The 19,221-nt window shown below is 46.8% G+C and carries 11 protein-coding genes; 3 read left to right on the forward strand and 8 right to left on the reverse strand.

Going from position 1 to position 19,221, the window contains the following annotated elements; translation table 11 throughout:
• Window positions 1-438: 438 nt before the first annotated feature.
• Both AB4209_RS19805 and AB4209_RS19810 read left to right on the forward strand, forming a co-directional pair.
• The gene (locus AB4209_RS19805) at window positions 439-2,808 is read left to right on the forward strand and encodes a M4 family metallopeptidase (protein WP_104216321.1); all 2,370 of its coding nucleotides are present in this window, start codon (window positions 439-441) and stop codon (window positions 2,806-2,808) included.
• 143 nt (window positions 2,809-2,951) lie between these two features.
• Complete coding sequence (locus AB4209_RS19810; protein WP_104216320.1) at window positions 2,952-4,508, forward strand: M28 family metallopeptidase; 1,557 nt, start codon at window positions 2,952-2,954, stop codon at window positions 4,506-4,508.
• 143 nt (window positions 4,509-4,651) lie between these two features.
• Here AB4209_RS19810 and lhgO read toward each other — a convergent pair whose 3' ends face one another.
• The 4 genes from lhgO to AB4209_RS19830 all read right to left on the reverse strand — a co-directional run bounded on the left by lhgO (window position 4,652) and on the right by AB4209_RS19830 (window position 10,889).
• Window positions 4,652-5,866, reverse strand: coding sequence for an L-2-hydroxyglutarate oxidase (gene lhgO, locus AB4209_RS19815; RefSeq protein ID WP_102393793.1), 1,215 nt, complete (start codon window positions 5,864-5,866; stop codon window positions 4,652-4,654).
• Between the two features lie 26 nt (window positions 5,867-5,892).
• Complete coding sequence (locus AB4209_RS19820; protein WP_372057023.1) at window positions 5,893-8,070, reverse strand: TRAP transporter permease; 2,178 nt, start codon at window positions 8,068-8,070, stop codon at window positions 5,893-5,895.
• A 143-nt stretch (window positions 8,071-8,213) separates the two neighbouring features.
• Window positions 8,214-9,227: a TAXI family TRAP transporter solute-binding subunit gene (locus AB4209_RS19825; protein WP_108019735.1), complete on the reverse strand. Its 1,014-nt coding sequence runs from the start codon at window positions 9,225-9,227 to the stop codon at window positions 8,214-8,216.
• 321 nt (window positions 9,228-9,548) lie between these two features.
• Entirely contained in the window at window positions 9,549-10,889 is a 1,341-nt protein-coding gene (locus AB4209_RS19830; RefSeq protein ID WP_048660488.1) for a sigma-54 dependent transcriptional regulator, read from the reverse strand.
• Between the two features lie 208 nt (window positions 10,890-11,097).
• Between AB4209_RS19830 and AB4209_RS19835 the strand changes: the two genes are divergently transcribed.
• A complete protein-coding gene (locus tag AB4209_RS19835; protein WP_048660489.1) occupies window positions 11,098-13,173 on the forward strand; it encodes an ATP-binding protein in 2,076 nt (691 codons plus the stop codon).
• A gap of 99 nt (window positions 13,174-13,272) precedes the next feature.
• Here AB4209_RS19835 and AB4209_RS19840 read toward each other — a convergent pair whose 3' ends face one another.
• The 4 genes from AB4209_RS19840 to AB4209_RS19855 all read right to left on the reverse strand — a co-directional run bounded on the left by AB4209_RS19840 (window position 13,273) and on the right by AB4209_RS19855 (window position 19,047).
• A complete protein-coding gene (locus AB4209_RS19840; protein WP_372057026.1) occupies window positions 13,273-15,723 on the reverse strand; it encodes a family 20 glycosylhydrolase in 2,451 nt (816 codons plus the stop codon).
• Between the two features lie 127 nt (window positions 15,724-15,850).
• The gene (locus tag AB4209_RS19845; protein ID WP_372057028.1) at window positions 15,851-16,480 is read right to left on the reverse strand and encodes a bifunctional 4-hydroxy-2-oxoglutarate aldolase/2-dehydro-3-deoxy-phosphogluconate aldolase; all 630 of its coding nucleotides are present in this window, start codon (window positions 16,478-16,480) and stop codon (window positions 15,851-15,853) included.
• Window positions 16,481-16,494: 14 nt separating this feature from the next.
• Entirely contained in the window at window positions 16,495-17,442 is a 948-nt protein-coding gene (locus tag AB4209_RS19850) for a sugar kinase (protein ID WP_372057030.1), read from the reverse strand.
• Between the two features lie 90 nt (window positions 17,443-17,532).
• Window positions 17,533-19,047, reverse strand: coding sequence for a sodium:solute symporter family protein (locus tag AB4209_RS19855; RefSeq protein ID WP_017070562.1), 1,515 nt, complete (start codon window positions 19,045-19,047; stop codon window positions 17,533-17,535).
• Window positions 19,048-19,221: the final 174 nt, after the last annotated feature.

Consider the following 19,221-nt stretch of genomic DNA (forward strand, 5'->3'; position numbering starts at 1 on the left):
TCTGTGCCAAATAAAGCCCCATTTGGCTAACTCTCTTGTAACTAACAATTCAGAAAATAAGCCCCAAAATCGTCAATTTATTATCAAAATTGCCTTTAAACTCGCTTAATCGTCTTTCGCTCAAAATGACACTTCCAAATCGTTGATCCTTCTATCAACCCAGAGCCCGCTAATTGAGGCACAGATCTATTTACCTAGAAATCTTAATTTCCAATAAAAAACAACACCTAATAAAATTGTCATGATTTTATAAATAAAACCTATGAGTGCGTTCAAAAATAAACAGAAATGATAACTATCTGTAAATACGAGAAATATAAGTTTCATGAATAAAAGAGATCATTGCCATGCTACTAATTAATCAGATCGAATGATGTAAATTCGTTGTGATAATTTTGTTACTTTTTCATGGATTTTACATGGAAAGAGAAAATAACAATGAAAATGAAAAAGCGTTTAGTTGCCGTTGCTATAGCGAGTGCTATGTCTTTATCAGTACATGCAAGTGAATCCGTTAACATCGATCAACCGATCAACTTTACTAGCTTTTCTGGGTTGAACTCTCAGTTAGGTGTCAGTAACGCCTCTAGCTTTAAGATGGTGAAAGAAGTAAACCTGAAAAAGCGTGGTATCTACAAAGTTAAGATCCAACAGAACATCTGGGGAACACCGGTATGGGGACATTACCTAAATGCCACCCAAAGTGTCCAAGGTGGCGCACTTAAGTCCGTTCAAGGTCGCTACCTTAAAACAACGACCTTAGAGCGATCTTTTGTTAAGCCATCAATCAACAGCGCTCAAGCGGTTGAACTCGCAAGTAAAGATCTAAAGACTCAAGGCTTAACCAGCAAATCTCTAGACAACGTTCAACATCAGCTATTTATCTATCAAGGCTCTGTGAAGCAAGGCATCGGACAGCAAAGCGTAGATAAAACACGACTAGTGTACGTTGTCTCTTACCTAGTAGAAGGCAGTGAACAGCCGACTCGACCGTTCACCATGCTAGACGCGCACACAGGCAAGGTCATCGACCGCTGGGAAGGTATTGCCCATGCTCAGATCGGTACTGGCCCTGGCGGCAACGAAAAAACCGGCATGTACGAATACGGCACCGACTACCACTACCTTGATGTTCAAGAAGTGGGCACAGAGTGTGTAATGGAGTCTGAAAATGTCGTTACCGTTGACCTTAATGGCGCGACCGACGGCGACACCACTTACAGCTATGAATGTCCTCGTAACGAATATAAAGCCGTGAACGGCGCATTCTCACCACTCAACGATGCCCATTACTTTGGCAACATCGTGTTCGATATGTATAAAAACTGGTTCGACACAGCGCCACTCTCCTTCAAGCTCATGATGCGTGTTCACTACGGTGAAAACTACGAGAATGCATTTTGGGACGGCAGAGCCATGACCTTTGGTGATGGGGAGAGCTTCTTTTACCCGCTTGTTAGCCTAGATGTATCAGCCCATGAAGTGAGCCACGGTTTCACTGAGCAAAACTCAGGTTTGGTTTACGCAAACCAATCCGGTGGTATGAACGAAGCCTTCTCTGATATGGCAGGTGAAGCGGCAGAATACTACATGAAAGGCACCAACGACTGGATGGTCGGCCGTAATATCTTTAAAGGCGACGGAGCTCTACGCTACATGGACGATCCATCACGAGATGGTTCTTCAATCAATAATGCATCCGAGTACTACGATGGCTTGAATGTGCACTACAGTTCGGGCGTGTTCAACAAGGCCTTCTACCACCTTGCAACCACGCAAGGCTGGGATACTAAAAAAGCGTTCGAGCTTTTCGTGCTATCCAACCAAATCTACTGGTCAGAAAACAGTGACTTCTGGCAGGGTGCTTGTGGCGTGAAAAACTCGGCAACAGACCTTGGCTACAATGCCGATGACGTTGTTTCTGCGTTCGGTCTTGTGGGTGTTACCCCATGTGCAGAGCCACCACTGCCACCAGAACCGGAATATCAACGCCTTGAAAATGGTGTTGAAGCCGCAGTTGCTGGTGAAACAGGTTCGAAAACTTACTTTGATATCGAAGTACCATCAGGCCAAGAGAAACTGACGATTGATCTTGCTGTGTCTACGGGTGACCCAGATATTTATGTCGGCCTAGATTATGCGCCAAGCTCTCAGGAGAATATCTGTAAGAGCGAAACCGTGACCGATGAAGTGTGTGTGATTGAAAACCCAACCGCAGGTCGTTACACGGTTAACGTTCTAGGTTACTCAGATTACGCAGGTGCAAATCTGAAAGCGTCGTACGAATCAGGCAGCGCTAACGTGCCGCCCGTCTCTTCTTTCGAACACACGATTGTCGGTAAAGAAGTCGAGCTACGCAGCACAAGTTCAGACAGCGATGGTCAAATCGTTTCTTACCAATGGAACCTTGGCGATGGCAACACACAAACCGGTGAAGTGGCTCGTTATACCTACGCTGAAGCTGGCGACTACGTGGTGACTCTAACCGTGACTGACGATGCAGGCGTTGCAACATCAACAAGCAAGTCGATTACGATTGAAGGTGACTCAGCGGAAGGCTTCCCACTAAAACTGAAGTTTGGTAACAAAAACCCGAATGGCAAAGCTCGCGTTAAGCTGGCATGGGATTACGACACCAACGACTACTTCGTGATTAAGCGTAATGGCAAGAATGTTGGTGCTACAGACTTTAACTCATACGTCGACAAGTTCCGTCACAACGGCACAGTAGATGTGGAGTACCAAGTGTGTACCTCAAGCGATATCTGTTCAGAAACCAAGCACTACCGTTTCATTAAAACACAATAATCGATAGTAAATTCAGGGCTCCGAAAGGAGCCCTTTTCGCGGTTATCTGCTTAAAAAATGAAACATCTACACAAAAACATCCACGTATTACACAAAAATCACACCAATCAACACAACAATACTCACCATAAAAAGGACGACAAATGGCTATTCAAAAAAGCATGCTAGCTTTGGCTGTGCTCGGAGGCTCTTTAGCCTTAACCACCAGCACTTCGGCTTACGCATCCCTAGGTATCACACCACCAGCGAACGAAGAAGTCTGGATCACCACCGATGCTGACGCACAGCATATAATGACTCAACATGGCGCAACGGTTTATCCAAGCGTGACGGGGAACAAGCATTCCATCGTCGCGAAAATCAACCAGAAAGAGCTGGCGAAACTATCCAGCCACATGCATGAAGAAACTCACCGTTGTGGTGGCTACATGGTGCACGAAGACAAAGCAAGCGCACTCAAAGCCGCAGCGATGCCACTGACAATGAACACCTTCGAAAAACCGGTGATCAGCCATCAAGATACGGTGAACGACCTACTCGCTCAGGTCGAGCCGAACAACATGGTCACGACCATCGAAAATCTAACCAACTTCACCAACCGTTTTTATACTACTTCTACTGGTGTCGAGGCTTCAGATTGGCTTTTAGAACGTTGGGAGACGGAAATTAAAGATGTGCCTTATGCGTCTGCACGCCAGATCACGCATGCCGAATATCCGCAAAAATCCGTTGAAGTGACACTGCTTGGCGCTAAATATCCTGAAGAGATCGTCGTTGTTGGTGGGCACCTTGATTCGACCGTTGGATCTTGGACAAGCGAAGGCACCATCTCACCGGGAGCCGATGATGATGCGTCTGGTATTGCGACCGTAACTGAGTCGCTTCGCCTGATGATCGCCAGTGGCATTCAGCCAGACAAGACCATTAAGTTCTATGGTTATGCTGCAGAAGAAGTAGGGCTACGTGGCTCACAAGATGTCGCTAACGCTTTAAGAGATGAACAAGCCAACGTTGTGTCGGTATTGCAATTAGACATGACCAACTACAACGGTTCGGCGCACGATATCACCTTCATCACAGACTATACCGACAGTAACTTAACCGCCTACTTGAGCGAGCTGATCGACACTTACGCTAATGAGATCAGTTACGGTTTCGATGATTGTGGCTATGCCTGTTCTGACCACGCTTCTTGGCACAATGTTGGCTACCCAGCCGCCATGCCATTCGAGAGCATGTTCAATGATTACAACCCAAGTATTCATACCCAGCACGACACGCTTGAGAACTCCGATCCTACGGCGACACACGCGACCAAGTTCGCCAAACTAGCCATTGCTTACCTTGTCGAAACCAGCCTTGATTCACCCGTTGCAGGCCCTAAAGAGCTGCAAAATGGCGTGCCTGTTAAAGGACTTACTGCAGGATATGGTGAAGAGCAGTTCTTCACATTTACGACTCAAAGTGCAGGTCAGTTAACGGTAACATTAACCGGCCCTCGAAGTGGCGATGCCGACTTATATGTGAAACACAACGGCACCGTATCGAAAGCGAACTACGACTGCCGCCCATACCAGAACAGCAGTAACGAACAGTGTGTATTGAACAAGCCAGCGGGTGAATTCAGCATCATGGTGCGCGGTTACCGTAACTTTAGTGATGTCACCATCGTCGCTAACTTCGTTCCTGATTGGCTTTAAGGTTGGTTAATTGACTAACAATTAAACCTAGCAAACACGGCTAAAACTAAAAATCCGCAAGCCCACGATCATAAATAGATTGGAGCTTGCGGATTTTTTATTGTCTTCGGAGAGCATCTCAACTTAATAACCTTTAGTTATCATCAAGCCGTCTTTTTCATTACCTTGCCACAGATGTACTCACCAATCGGCATTGCAGAGGTCGCAGCCGGTGATGGCGCGTTACATACATGTAAGCTTCTTGGGCTTTCGGCAAACAGGAAATCATGGACCAAGGTGCCATCCTTCAGTACCGCTTGAGCACGAATCCCAGCAGGATAAGGCTTAAAATCATCAACCGTAATACTCGGGCAGTATTTGTTCACTAGCTTTAGATATCCCGGTTTCCACCACGAGTTCTTAAACTCGACCAAACCCGTTTTCAAGTGATTCGCAGTCACTTTCCAAAAACCCACAAAGCTCAGCATCTGCCAAGTGTCCTTGAAGCTAAAGTTAAGCTTGCCATAACCTTCTCGCTTCCAGCCTTGAACTGCATTTGGCCCTACTGTTACGGAGCCATCAATCATGCGTGTTAAATGCACGCCCAAGAAAGGCAGTTCTGGGTCAGGGATCGGATAGATAAGATGATTCACCACTTGGTTGTGCTTAGCGTCTAACTGATAATACTCACCGCGATAAGGCACGATTTGGAAGTCGGTTTCGATGTCTAACATCTTGGTCATTCTATCGGCCATCAAGCCAGAACACGTGATCAAGAATCGACTGTTCAGTTGAAGAGTCTGACCATCTACTTTGCACGTTAACTGCACTTCATCTTCTTGCTCATCGGCCATGATCACTTCCGTACCAAGGCTAAGCTTACCACCCGCCTCAACAAACTCTTGAGCCATCACTTCGGTGACTTTTTTGTAGTCGACGATACTGGTGGTTTTGACATAAATCGCACCCAAAGCCGTGATATTTGGCTCGGCAAGTTTGAGCTGAGCTTGATCCAACAAATCAACATCAATATCGTTATCGTGGCAACGCTGATAGAGCGCATTCATTCGCTCCACTTCTTGCTCATTGGTCGCGACCAACAACTTACCGCAGTTTTCGACGGGGATATCGTGTTGGCTACAAAAGGCGATGGTGCGCTCTACGCCGCGTTTACAAAAATCCGCCTTTAAACTGCCCGGAGCGTAGTAAACACCAGCATGAATCACCCCGCTATTATGGCCAGTTTGGTGCTGCGCGAAACCACGTTCCTTCTCGACTAAAAGGATACTTTTATCAGGGTGAGCTTGCTGTAATTGCCAAGCCGTAGACACGCCAACAATGCCGCCACCAACGATAATATAGTCGTATATTGAGTTCATAATATTCCTACATTCAATCCTTTTAATTATAGGGAAGACGCGACAGTGTTAGACCCGGTTTGAGGTAACTTTTTTTCCTCACTTTCTGATTCCATTTTCACTTGATTAGCATCGTATTTACGACCGCTGTAGATAAAGATGCCAACAAAAATGGCAACACATACCAAACGGATCACGACTGAAACATCAGGCCATACTAGAGCTATACCTACCGCAACCAACACTACTCTAGTAATAATATTAACTTCGCTCTCTAGATAACCTTCAATCGCCGCGATAAACGCGTAAGTACCAATAACAGCAAAGCCACCCGTGACTAACACGGAGATCACATCCCAACTGACCAAGTTAGTGTAGGCAATCAACAATGGTACTAAATACAAGCCTTTGGCTATCTTCCATGCCATTAATCCCGTTCTCATCGGGGGTGTTTTAGCAATGGTTGCAGCCGCAAATGCAGTTAAACAAACAGGCGGAGTCACGTTGCTGTCTTGCGATAGCCAGAAAATGATCAAGTGGGCAGAAAGCAGTGCAAGGCTGATCGCTTCTAAGCCAAGGCTCTGTTCAAGCAGAGTTTCCACAAAATCAGCAGGGACTAACGCAATCATCTCTTTGGCTGTTTCAAGTGCCATTGGCGCGTTCAGCAAATCAAGCTTATCTGGCGCAGCCAACATGAAGATAGCTTTCGCCTGTTCCGGTAACTGTCCCGAAACCAACAGGTCGAGCAACTGACTTTCAGCAATCAGTTTATACAAAGCTGGTGCAGACAGAGTACCCAACACGATATAAGCCGCGGTTACTGGTAAGCCCATGCCCAGAATCAAAGACGCCAGTGCAATTAAGGCGATCATCACCAGTAACTCGCCATTCGCCCAGCTGTTGATCATCAAAGAGAAGGTGTTACCAATTCCCGTAGTGCTAATGACATTAACAACTAGACCAATACCCACTAGCAACACAGCCGTGGTCGCCATGTTTTTTGCGCCTTGAGAAAGCGCTTCGATGATCGCCTTTGGACCCATTTTGTGATTTTTAGAGAACCATGAAGCCACCACGACAGACAGAATCGAGATGCCCGCAGCGTAAGTCGGCGTAAAGCCCTTCACCAACAGAGTCACTAACACCGCTAATGGGATCAGGTTGTGCCAACCCGACAGCAATACTTTCAATAGAGGCTCACAGCCAGAAGTCACCTTTTGCACACCACTGCGTTTTGCTTCGATGCGCACGAAGAATGCCACAGACAAAAAGTAGATAAGCGCAGGAACGAAGGAAACCGCAATAATATCGACATAAGGAATTTGCGTGTAAGAGGCCATGATGAACGCGCCCGCACCCATCACAGGTGGCATCAGCTGCCCGCCAGTAGATGCAGCCGCTTCAACACCTGCCGCGAAGCGCGAAGGGAAACCTGCCTTTTGCATCAAGGGAATACTGATCACGCCCGTCGATACTGTGTTTGCTACGCTCGACCCGGAGACTGAGCCCATCAAGCCGGAGCCAATAACGGCAATGAAACCAGGGCCACCAATCACTTTGCCCGCCGCTGCGCGAGACACATCAATAATGTAATCACCAACGCCCGATCGCACTAAGAATGCGCCAAATAGGATAAACATGAACACGAAGGTCCAGCTGATTCGTGAGATAGAACCGAACATCCCTTCTGATGAGTAAAAGCTTCGGTAAAGCAGTGTTTCAAGGCTCAAGCCCGGAAAATGGAAGATGCCGCTGGTCCATTGTCCCCACAGTACTACGTAGCTCAAACACACTAAGATAAGCACCGGAATAAACCAGCCCATGGTGCGTCGAATCAGCTCAATAACGATGGTAATAGCCAAGATAGAAAAGAACCAATCACTGGCGATAAACTTCACGCCTCGCTCATACAAAGCATCTTCTGCAAAGGGGATGTAGATAAGACAAGCCAGAGCTGCCAAAGCGATTCCGATATCGACCGCCAGAGCGATCTTGCTCTTTTTCAGCGAGATATGGGCGGGATACCAAAGTGCACAAATGATCGCAAAGCCAGCAAAGTGGGTCGCCGAGATCCAAAGCTCTGGTAAAGTAGATAAGGTGTTAAACCAAATGTGTAATAGGGAGAGGATTACTCCCATTGTCGTTATCGCTTTGCCCACCCACGGAAAATCCGTTCGGGTCGGCAGTTCAAATTTTTTCAGTTCCTGCTGCAGCGAATCGCTCATAGAAAACTCCTGCTCTCCACAGCCAAACGCGCAGAGAAAATCCATAAAGTGAGGTGGTGCACGAACGCGTTCTCTAGCGAACGAGCACCAAGCAATTAAGTCACGAAGGGTCAGTGGACAACCAATAACTTGTCGGGAACTAGCTAGTTGACGATCAACTCAGAAGGGATATCGATACCCATTTCTTTATAGTAACGAGCCGCGCCCGGGTGAAGCGGAACAGGAAGGCCTGCAATCCCTTTATCGAGTGCCATTGCTTTGGTTGCTTTGTGGATACCTTGTAGGAAAGGTAGGTTTTCATAGATAGCCTTGGTTAGCTGGTACACGTCTTCTTCAGAGATGTCTTCACGAACCGCTAGGAAGTTAGGTTGAGCGATGGTGGTGATTGGCTTATCTACACCCGGGTAAGTATTTGCAGGGATTTCATATTTTGTCCAAATATTGTAATCACCGTTCGCTTGTTTAATTTGAGTATCGGTAAACGACAGGATTTGAATGTCTTCACCCAAGGCTGCAAACGCTTGGGTCACCGCGCCAACAGGTACGCCTGCAGGCGTGTTCATGCCATCAATCGTGCCATTCTGTAGTGCGCTCGCACTACCGCCGTACCCCATAAAGGCAAGTTTAAATTGTTCTGGGTCTACGGACAGGCCTTGCATGATCTGACGTCCCGAGTTCTCGGTACCTGAGTTTTTCTTACCAATAGAGAATTTCTTACCGTTCAGGTTCTCTAAGTCGCTCACAGTGCCTGTTTTGGCTAAGTCAGAGCGCACAATGAAGTGTTCTACGTTTTGCCATAACATGGACACCGAACGAAGCTGTGTTTGTTGACCTGATTTCTCATATGGACCTAGCCCTTGCCACGCCCACGCGCCATACAAACCTTGTAAAATGGCAAACTGTGCTTCGTTCTCATTCAGCAGTTTTACGTTTTCACCCGATCCCGCAGAGCTGATCGCGGCCAAAGAGAAGTGCTGCTTGGGTGCAAGCTTAACTTTACTCAATGTTGCCAAAGCGACGCCCACTGGATAGTAAGTCCCCCCCGTTGAGGCCGTCGCTAAAATGTAGCTGCGATCCTCTTGAGCTGAGACATTGCTGATAAGGCCGATAGAGGCCATTGCGATTGCTAAAGTTTTAACTAGCTTGTTGTATTTCATTATTACTCTCCATGTAGAGTTATTCACGTTATATTTTTGTTAACAACGATTGCTAGATAGCAAGCACAATGCCAAAATTTAAGCTATTGATTTAATTAAGTTTAAATAAAAAGCTCAATAACAATAGGCGGATTATTGCTTATTCAGTGCAGATAGCATGAGCCATTTTTTGCTCATTAAAAACAGGTAGTAACATCTATATAAAGTTAGCCACATCACACTTTACGTGAGAAATGTGACCAACAGTTATAAAATCACAAATACAGTGTGAGCCATTTATTGCTCATTAATTTTCAATAAACACTACAGTCTTGTTGCTCACTAAGATTCGACATAGTCGCTTCGATTCAGCGCATAGCGCACCATTTTTTGGTTCAGTGTTCGGCGAGGTAGATCCAAATCTTGCATCACATCATTAATACGCCCTTGATAACGCACTAACGCATCGTGAATCACCTTGCGTTCAAAGCTCTGCACCTGCACCGCCAACGGAATTCCCGCTGTGGCAGACTCCGTTACCGAGTTGGGACGACACGCCAAGATATCCCCAACTGTTAGGCTCTCATCTAACGCAAAACGAATCGCGACATTGCGCAGCTCACGCACATTACCCGGCCACGCATAAGACAATAAAGCGTAACGATCAGCCTCACTGGCTATTCGTGTTTCGGGATTTGCTTCTTGGGTGAAGTGTTCAAACAAAAGTAAGGCATCTTCTTCGCGATCACTGAGTGGAGGTAAGTGCAGCTGTGCGACGTTCAAACGATAGAAAAGATCTTGGCGAAAATCAGGGTGATTGAGTAGATCGCTTTTCGAAGCAGACACCACTCGCAGGTCAACGTTTTGTTGCTGATTACCACCGACACGTTCAACAACATTGTCTTGTAGAGTTCGTAGAACCTTAACCTGCATCGACAATGGCATGCTCTCTATTTCATCAAGGAACACCGTGCCTTTGTCGGCAAATTCAAGCTTGCCAATACGTCGCTTGGCCGCACCAGTAAATGCTCCGGCTTCGTGTCCAAACAGCTCGCTTTCAAAGAGGTTTTCTGGAATCGCGCCACAGTTTAGCGGCACAAACGGATGAGGTTTTCGCTGGCTAAACTCATGCAGACAAGAGGCGACCAGCTCTTTACCGCAGCCGGTTTCACCATAAATGATCACATTGGTATCAATCGAGGCGACTTTTTGTATTTGCTCTCGTAATTCACACATCACTTTACTGCGGCCAATCAGAACCTGTTCAATACCCTTCAGGTTATCCAGATAGTTCTGACGACTGTTTCTGTCTTGGCCACTTTGATGTTTGTCGACCGCTTCAGATACCGTTTGAGAGAGGCGCTCTGGGTCGAATGGCTTTTCAATGAAATCATACGCCCCTTGTTGTAACGCTTTCACGGCCATATCGACATCACCGTGACCAGTGATCAAGATGACAGGTACCTCAGGTACTAACTGCTTAAATCGCGCAAGCAACTCAACGCCGTCTATATCAGGTAAACGAACGTCGGTGATGATGGTTTGGAAATCACCCTGCTCTACCGCGTTTAACGCATCTTGCCCAACCTCAAATGCGGTGACATCGAAGCCCGCTAATTGTAACCATTGGCTGGTTGCTTGACGCACAATTGCATCATCTTCAATCAAAGCTATACGCTGCATGGTTTGGTTCCGCCACTTACCTCTGAATAATGTCGCCTACGGTATGTAAAAAATCCGCAGACGAAAAGGAGCTAGCTCCCACTTTGAATAACACTCCTTTAACAGTTTTATAATGTTTGCTAGCTTCAACTTGTCTCACTCTCCATTCGCTTAAAAAGCAAACAGAAAACCTTCTCAAGTCACTAGTTTTAAAAGGATTTGATCAGCAATGATGAATAACAATCGATATTGGTTATTCCTATGTGCCTGTTTATTAATTGGTTTGGTTCAGGTAACCACCAAAAGTGGTATAAGCCAATGGAAGCTCGAACAAGCCCAACGCTATGCAGAACAGCGCTTCCTCGGATACATTGCCGAAGCCAGACGTACCCTGAAACGCTTCTATTATCTGCCCTACCTAGTGACGAACGATGAAACCAGTGTACGTTTCATTGATGGTGAAGCCCGCCTTGAAAAACGCATTAAGAAACAGCTGATTCAACTGGATAAAGCGGCCAACACCAAGGGCTGGTATCTGCTTTCTGGCGAAGGTGATTTGTTGGTATCGAGTGTAGAAAGAAGCAAGCTGAGCAAAAAGAACGCCAGCACGATTGTGTCGAAAATCCACCAGCAAGGTGGGGCGATTTCAGTAGTAACCAAAAACAAAGGCGTAACCCCAGATTACTTTATTGCTGCTCCGGTGTATCGAGCCGCTGATGTGGTAGGCATTGTTGCGGTGCAAATTGACTTATCGCTGCTGACTGATCAATGGTTTGCTGATGGCGAAGCAGTCCTGTTCCAGAACCCTCGCGATCAGTTCTTTCTCTCAAGTGATAACCGATTGAGTGCTGACTGGTTTAACGACACCTTCAATTCTCAGCCTACTGCCACCAAACGCGAGTTGTACGACCAAACCCACATTCGCGTTTGGCGACTGCAAGGTAAGGATTACCTAATTCAGTCCATCAAATTAGATGACCTCAATTGGCGTTTAACCTATCTCACCCCATTAACTAGCCTCAATCAAACCACTAACTGGATAAGTTGGAGCGTGGCGGTGGGCTGTCTTTTCATCATGCTATTGCTGGTCATTCTCTACCAAAGACGCCAGAAAAAACTCAGCAACCTACGAATCCAAAAGCTGATTGAAGAATCTGAAAAACGATTGTCTGGAATGATCAACAAGACACACGTTGGACTTGTGCTGATCGATAAACACGGCCACATCCACGACATTAATCTGATGGCCAAAAACTACTTCTGCCTATCTGATTCGATGATCAACAACATCAAAGCATGGCAACTTTTTGAGGCCAGTAACCCGAATTCAACCACTTTGCAGTTGTTGAAGAACTTAGAGCAACATCAGGAGCTGGCCGAGATCACTAGTGTTGAAACCATGGCAAGACGCAGCGATGGCAGCTACTTCCCGGTGTTGTTCTCTATTAGCCCCTTTCCTTGGCATGCCACAACCTATTACCTGTGTACTGTGATTGATATCAGTAAACGTAAAAAAGCGGAGATCGCGGTTCAGGAAGCCAATAAAACACTTCAATTGAGGGTAGAAGAGCGAACGCAAGACCTCAAAGATGCACAACAAGAGTTGGTTGAATCAAGCAAACTTGCCGCATTAGGGCGTATGTCGAGTGCGATCACTCATGAGCTTAATCAACCGCTTACCGGTCTAAAAACTCTGCTTTCGAGTAACCAGTTACTGATGGAAAGAGGCGAGACTAAGATGTTGAAAGCGAACATGGACTTGGTCATGAGCCTAATCGACAGAATGGCTAACATGACCAGCCAATTGAAGTCGTTCGCCTTTCAAAGACTTGAAAAGCCCTACCCAGTTTCACTGACTGACGCATTGCAAGAAATCCTACGTATTCATCAAGCCGAATTGGAAAACGTCGATATTCGCGTGCGTGTAGCTTCCAATATTTCGATGGTAATGGGAGAAGAGGCGCGGCTTCGTCAAGTGCTTGGCAACCTACTTAGAAATGCCGTCGATGCCACGAAAAATCAGAAACCAGCAACCATTGTTATCAGCGCTCATACCGAACAGCAGCGAGTTATCATCAAGGTTCAAGACAATGGCTGTGGCGTATCCGAAGACCAACTAGAAACCATTTTCGAACCCTTCCACACCAACAAAAAAATGGGCGAAGGGCTCGGGCTCGGACTCGCCATCACCGCTAACAATGTGCGCGATATGCAAGGCTATCTAATTGCTAAGAACAACCCTGAACAAGGAATGACGTTCACGCTAACGCTTAAGAGTGCCGACAGTGAGTCGTCGCTTACATGATGTTTTGTTCCTGATACTCTATTGGAATTCTGGAACAAAAAACCGCCCCTAGAGGGCGGTTTGAAGAAGTTTATTAGCGTGTGACTTATTCTATCTCGCTTACTTGCTCAGGTGCTTAAGCAGTGACTCCGTTGGACGAACTATCGCAATGATCGATTCATCGTAGATCTTCGCTGCATCAGATAGGATAGCTTGGTAGGCGTTAGCGTCTGCTTCTCGAACTTGCTCACCCGCTTTCGCTTTAGCAATCAAGGTGAGCGCCAGATCGGCAACTTCGACAGTTTTCTCTGCCACCACCACAGTCTCTACCGAAGAGACATTACCTGCTAAGACAGTTTTAGCAGCCAGTGCAGACGCTTTCGCTTGCTGATAATGCTCTGCAAGTTGCTCAAGCGCTTGTTGATTCCCCGTCGCCACTTCATTGACCAAATCTTGCATCTCATACACTGCGTAGCTTTCCACTGGCAGCGCATCCACGAAGCGGTTTAGGCGCTCGTATTGGCTGTACAAGGTGCCCTTAGGTTCGGTGGAATTCCACTTCTCCCAGTTGCGAGCATAATACTGTGCTGGCTCGGTGTATTTTGCTAGCACGCGCAGGTCGTGAATATCTTGGCCTTTCGCAATGCGCTTCAATAACATGTCAGCATCGGCGTGGTGACGTAACCCAACCGACACTTCCGACCATGTATCCATCGCTTTCATGCGCTTGTACATGCTGCGCTCATCTGTCAGTTCAGCATCCGACCAGAAACGCTCTGCAATTGCATAGCTGCGTGGCCATAGATAGTTTTCTACCGTGAGGCTATCTTTGTTTTCTAGCCACATGGTGATCTCACCACCTAAAATCAGCTCTTTTTCCTTGTCGGTTAGCTCCGCAGGGTAACCACCGTTTGGCTCAGGGATCACGCTGCCTTCTACATCGCTGCTCGCAATCACTTCACCTGTGGTTGGCCAACGCACGTTACCAATTAACTGATAGCTGCCTTCCGCAAACCCATTTGGATTGAGGTTAAGGTTGAACTCGGTGTAAGACATGAAGTTATCGAAGTGGCCAACAAAGGTTTTGCCCGGCACATAATCAAGAATGTAGATCTCTTCACGAGACTTACCGTTGTAATCACTGAACGCTCGGAAAGTGCCGTCTTTTGCTTCAATGATAGTCAATGTTCCCTTACGCGGACCGCCTTTTGAGCGTGGCTTCTCCCATTGGTACGTCACGAATTTTTCGCCACTGTTCAGCTTATCGTCAACCGTGATGCCGCTTGGCATTGGATCATTACGATAGTGGTAGCTAGTCGGCTGAGGTTGGTCTAGGTAGTAACCGGTAGACAGGATACCTGGGTAACCCTCTTTCGCCGCACGACCAATGCTGTCGTGCCCTTGCCAGCTTTGAATCACGATAGAGGTTGGCAGATCTTTATGCCAAATCTCATCCCAACCCGTCATCTTCTTGCCGCGCTCTTCCAGCATCTTTTCAACTTTTACGTTGAGGTAAGACTGTAAGCCGCGCTCACCATCGATATTGTTCTCTTCAATGAACTCTTGGTGCTTTTCGCTGTTTTTCCACTGCGCATAGTTCGGCTCATCGCCACCGATGTGGAAATACTCGTCTGGGAACAGCTCGGTCACTTCATCAAATACGTCGCCCAGCATTTCATAGAGCTCTGGATTCAATGGGTCCATTAATGGTTCAAACACGCCCCAACCACGCTCTTGCTCATAGCTTTGACCTTCACCACCCGACATCAGGCGCGGGTAAGCATAAGCAACCGCAGAAGAGTGACCCGGAAGAGACACCTCTGGAATCACACGAATACCAAGATTACGCGCGTATTCCACTAAGTAACGGACTTGGTCTTTGGTGTAGTAGTTACCATCAGCGGTTTCAGACCACAAACGTGGCCATGATTCGGTTTGAATGCGAATACCTTGGTCGTCCCAGAAGTGCCAATGGAAAACGTTCATCTTCGCCGATGCCATCGCATCTAACTGACGAATCAGCACATCGAATTCGATAAAGTGACGAGAGGTATCGTAAGAGACACCACGCCAGCGGAAGCGAGGCTCATCGACAATCGTGACAGCAGGAATGTGGTAGCCAGTCGCTGTGGTTTCAACGAGCTGTAAAAGGGTTTCGATGCCGTGAATTGTGCCGTATGGGCTTGGAGAGCTCAGCGTGATTTGTTCGCCCTGAGTCGTAATTTTGTAGGACTCCACAGAATCAATGTTTTGTACTTCAGATTTTGGCGCCGCGTCGATATCAATGATCAGGTTCGCTTGGTCGGCGCTATCAACCTGCCAGTTTAGAATAGGTACACCAGTCTGGCGCTCAAGGCGGTCAATAAAGCGTTTCGCCGTGTATTCAACACGGTCAGAGTTAAAGCCTTTGATGTAAACCTTGAAGTTGCCATCAACCTTAACCTGCCCAGCTTGCAGCTCGACTGTTTGCGGGTACGGCATTAAATTTAGATCGGTACTTGGAGCCATTGCTAACGCCATTGGGGACACTACTGAACCTGAAATCAATAGGGATAATATAGTTTTTTTCATTATTAGTTTTCCTATATAACGGGCGTTCTGTTTTGTTTATCGGAGGCAATTCACAAAACAGAACCATCAACCACTGCTGTTGTTTATCTTTATTTAAAACACTTATCTTTATTCCAAACGCTTCTCGTTAGTTCACAAGAGCGACCGCTTCTCGGACTAACTCCGCGATCTCGTCCCACTGTTCGTTCTCGATCATCTTCGGAGATACCATCCACGTGCCACCGCAACATACGACGCGATCAACGGCTAAGTAATCATTCACGTTGTGTTTGCCGATACCGCCCGTTGGCATTAGTGACACATCAACGTAAGGCGCTAGCAAAGATTTCACCATGTTGATGCCGCCAGACGCTTCTGCTGGGAAAAACTTCAAGAAGTTAAGACCAAGCTCTAGCGCTTGCTCTACTTGGCTTGGGTTGTTTACGCCCGAAACGATTGGCATGCCGATCTCTTGGCAGCGTTTTACGGTGTTTGGATTCAGGCCCGGTGCTACGATGAATTCGCTGCCCGCCTCTTTCGCAAGGTCGATCTGCGCAGGTGTGAGTACTGTACCTGCACCGATACACATCTCTGGGTAGGCATCACGCATCGCACGAATCGAATCCGCTGCCGCTTCGGTACGGAACGTCACTTCTGCTACTGGCAGGCCGTTTTCTACCAACACTTTTGCTAGTGGAATCGCATGTTCCACCTTGTTGATTTGGATAACAGGGATAACTTTGAACTGCTTAAGTGTGTTGATCATTTCTTGAGACATAATAGTTCCGCTTTTTATTTTTTAATCAGTTGGCTCATAGCGCTCATAGGGATTATTGCGCCAGAGTATTGAATAACGATGGAAGCCAGTTGGTGGCCAAATTCGGCTGCGTCGGTGGCGCTCTCGCCAGTAAGACGCGCAGCTAAATAACCCGCAGCGAATGAATCGCCCGCAGCGCAGGTGTCGACCACGTTAGAAACACGAGTCGCGGATACATAACTCTCAACAACATCGCCTTGTTCAACTTGAACAATCTTGCATGGCTCACAGCCACGTTTGATGACGATCTCTTGGCAGCCTAAGCGAAGGCAGCGTTGTTGAACGCTCTCGCCATTGCCCCAAACCAGCAGGTCGTCGTCTTCGGTAATCAGTGCAATGTCGACCAATGGTAGTAACTTGGCGTACCAATGCTGAGCTTGTTCAGTCGTCCAAAGTTGCGGGCGATAGTTGTTATCAAAAATCAGCTTTCCGCCTTGATTTGAGAACACACCAATGGCTTTCAACAGACGTTCACGTGAGGTGTCATCTAAAATCGCGATACTGATACCGCTGATGTAAACCGCATCGACTTGTTTCTCGGTCAGGGCGATTTCAAGCTTATTCAGATCACTAGCTTGAAAGTAAGATTTGACTGCCGCGTCGTTGCGCCAGTAATGAAAGTGTCGCTCGCCTGTCTCGTCGGTTTCAACCATGTAGAGTCCAGGAAGCTTGTTCGCAATGCGTTCGACGAAATTGGTTTGAATGCCTTCTAGTTGCCAGCTATCAATCATATTTTGAGACAGCTCATCACTGCCAAGCCCTGTCGCATAGTGCACAGAGAGGTTTTGATGTTGAGTTAAGCGAGAAAGGTAAAGTGCGGTATTAAGTGTGTCACCGCCAAATTTTTTGGTTAATGGAGAGCCGCTTATTTCGACCATACATTCGCCGAAGAAAGCAATATTGAAATGAGAAGATGCAGGCATAGCCGATCCTAAAATAGAGAGATATATGTGGGAGAAGGCCCTGCCACTAAGCAGGACCTGAATTAAGCAAACCAGTTGTGGAGACTAGGTTTAGCTTGTTTGATTTGCAGGACGTTGAGGTGCCGCTTCTTCTTCAAGTACGCCAGTCTCAGACATTTCCATCTCCATCAGAGCACGCTCGTCATCAAGAATCGCTTTTGCCATTTCAGGTGTTACTTGGTTAGCCGGAGTCACTAGGCTCACAACCACACCTGCCGTTAGAGCAAACAGACATGATGGGATAACTGGGTTGCCCCAGAAGGCTGTGTAGTCAGCGTTTAACATTACTACGAATGAAGCTACAGAAGCACCCGCTAGTGTTGCAAGCGCACCTTGCCAGTTGTAGCGTTTCCAGAATTTACCCAACATACCGCACACAAACATGCCCGACATAACCGTTGAAATCATCTTAGTGATGTAGCCAATGATGTCGTTTGACGTCAGTGCGAACAGTAGTGCGAAGCCAATCACCACAACCAAAGCTAGACGAGAGTAGTTCAACATTGATTCTTTGTTTGGTACGCGGCCTGTGAACATCACGTACACGTCACGCAGTAGGATAGATACACCGGCAATCGCATCTGAGCTTGCACTCGACATGGTTGCTGATAGACCTGCGATAAGAACAATCATGCCTACGCCAACAGGTAGTACCGTCGCTGCAATGTAAGGGAACGAGAAGTTCGGGTTATCCAGCGTTGGGTCAATAGCGTGTGCCGCCATACCTATGATTGCTGGAATAATAGAGAAGAAAAGGTACAACACACCAGAAGCCACGAAAGAGCGACGGATAGTTGAAACATCTTTACCAGAGTAGATACGCTGGCGGAATGAAGGTGTTGCAAGTACGCCCACACCGATAACCACAGCCAGAGAAACAGCAGGCAGAATGCCCAGTTTATCGATTGCTAAAAAGCTTGTAGCAGCAGGGTCCATCGCAGCGTAAAGGTTGTCCATGCCACCAATGTGATCAACAGACATTACCGCCATTAGGATGAAGCCAGCAAAAAGGATGATTGCTTGAATCGTATCGGTCCATACAACTGCTGTGTAACCACCGATAACAACGTAGATAGTGAAAGCTGCAGCAATAATAATTTTCGCAAGGTTAAGGTCGATGTCTGCAATCCACGCTAGGTACATGCCGCCACCTAGAATGTGCGCACCTAACCAACCGATTGACGCGATAAAGATAAGTAGGCCAACCACGTTTTTTACGATTCGGTTAGCGCCAACGTAATAAGCCAGCTCTTCACTCATGGTCATGAAGTTCAGTTTACGAACCGGAGCAAACCAAAGTGCAAGCAATAGGATGCCCACAGCACCGCCAATTCCGTACAGAGCACCTGCCCAGCCATTTGCGTAGCCAAAGCCAACCGCGCCCATACTTGAACCCGTGCCGACCATAGTCGCAACTGTTGTACCAAGTACTAAGAATAATGGCAGGCCACGGCCACCTAATAAGAAATCTTCGCCAGATTTTTGATTACGCGAGACAAACCAGCCTAACCAAATTAAAAAACATACGTACACGCCGAAGCCTGTAAGAAAAAGTGTGCTGTTCATTTGACACCTCTCAGTGAAATATTGAGTTCATTCTTGAACTTTATTTATGATTCATTCATTTTTATATTTCATATAATTACTTTATTGATTTTATCTATTTTAATTAAAGTAATTTTTATAAATGTAGGGTGAGAGTATTAAAGGATAATAACAGGGATGACTAACCCCTAATAC

It is taken from the genome of Vibrio sp. 10N.286.48.C11 (genome assembly GCF_041469805.1).
In the GTDB taxonomy this organism is placed as follows: domain Bacteria; phylum Pseudomonadota; class Gammaproteobacteria; order Enterobacterales; family Vibrionaceae; genus Vibrio; species Vibrio crassostreae_C.

Bases quoted from the DNA above. Each gene is read 5' to 3' on its own strand.
- AB4209_RS19835 (WP_048660489.1), top strand. From the start codon at position 11,098: ATGATGAATAACAATCGATATTGGTTATTCCTATGTGCCTGTTTATTA.
- AB4209_RS19855 (WP_017070562.1), bottom strand. From the start codon at position 19,047: ATGAACAGCACACTTTTTCTTACAGGCTTCGGCGTGTACGTATGTTTT.
- AB4209_RS19825 (WP_108019735.1), bottom strand. From the start codon at position 9,227: ATGAAATACAACAAGCTAGTTAAAACTTTAGCAATCGCAATGGCCTCT.
- AB4209_RS19850 (WP_372057030.1), bottom strand. From the start codon at position 17,442: ATGCCTGCATCTTCTCATTTCAATATTGCTTTCTTCGGCGAATGTATG.
- AB4209_RS19810 (WP_104216320.1), top strand. From the start codon at position 2,952: ATGGCTATTCAAAAAAGCATGCTAGCTTTGGCTGTGCTCGGAGGCTCT.
- AB4209_RS19830 (WP_048660488.1), bottom strand. From the start codon at position 10,889: ATGCAGCGTATAGCTTTGATTGAAGATGATGCAATTGTGCGTCAAGCA.
- AB4209_RS19820 (WP_372057023.1), bottom strand. From the start codon at position 8,070: ATGAGCGATTCGCTGCAGCAGGAACTGAAAAAATTTGAACTGCCGACC.
- lhgO (WP_102393793.1), bottom strand. From the start codon at position 5,866: ATGAACTCAATATACGACTATATTATCGTTGGTGGCGGCATTGTTGGC.
- AB4209_RS19805 (WP_104216321.1), top strand. From the start codon at position 439: ATGAAAATGAAAAAGCGTTTAGTTGCCGTTGCTATAGCGAGTGCTATG.
- AB4209_RS19840 (WP_372057026.1), bottom strand. From the start codon at position 15,723: ATGAAAAAAACTATATTATCCCTATTGATTTCAGGTTCAGTAGTGTCC.
- AB4209_RS19845 (WP_372057028.1), bottom strand. From the start codon at position 16,480: ATGTCTCAAGAAATGATCAACACACTTAAGCAGTTCAAAGTTATCCCT.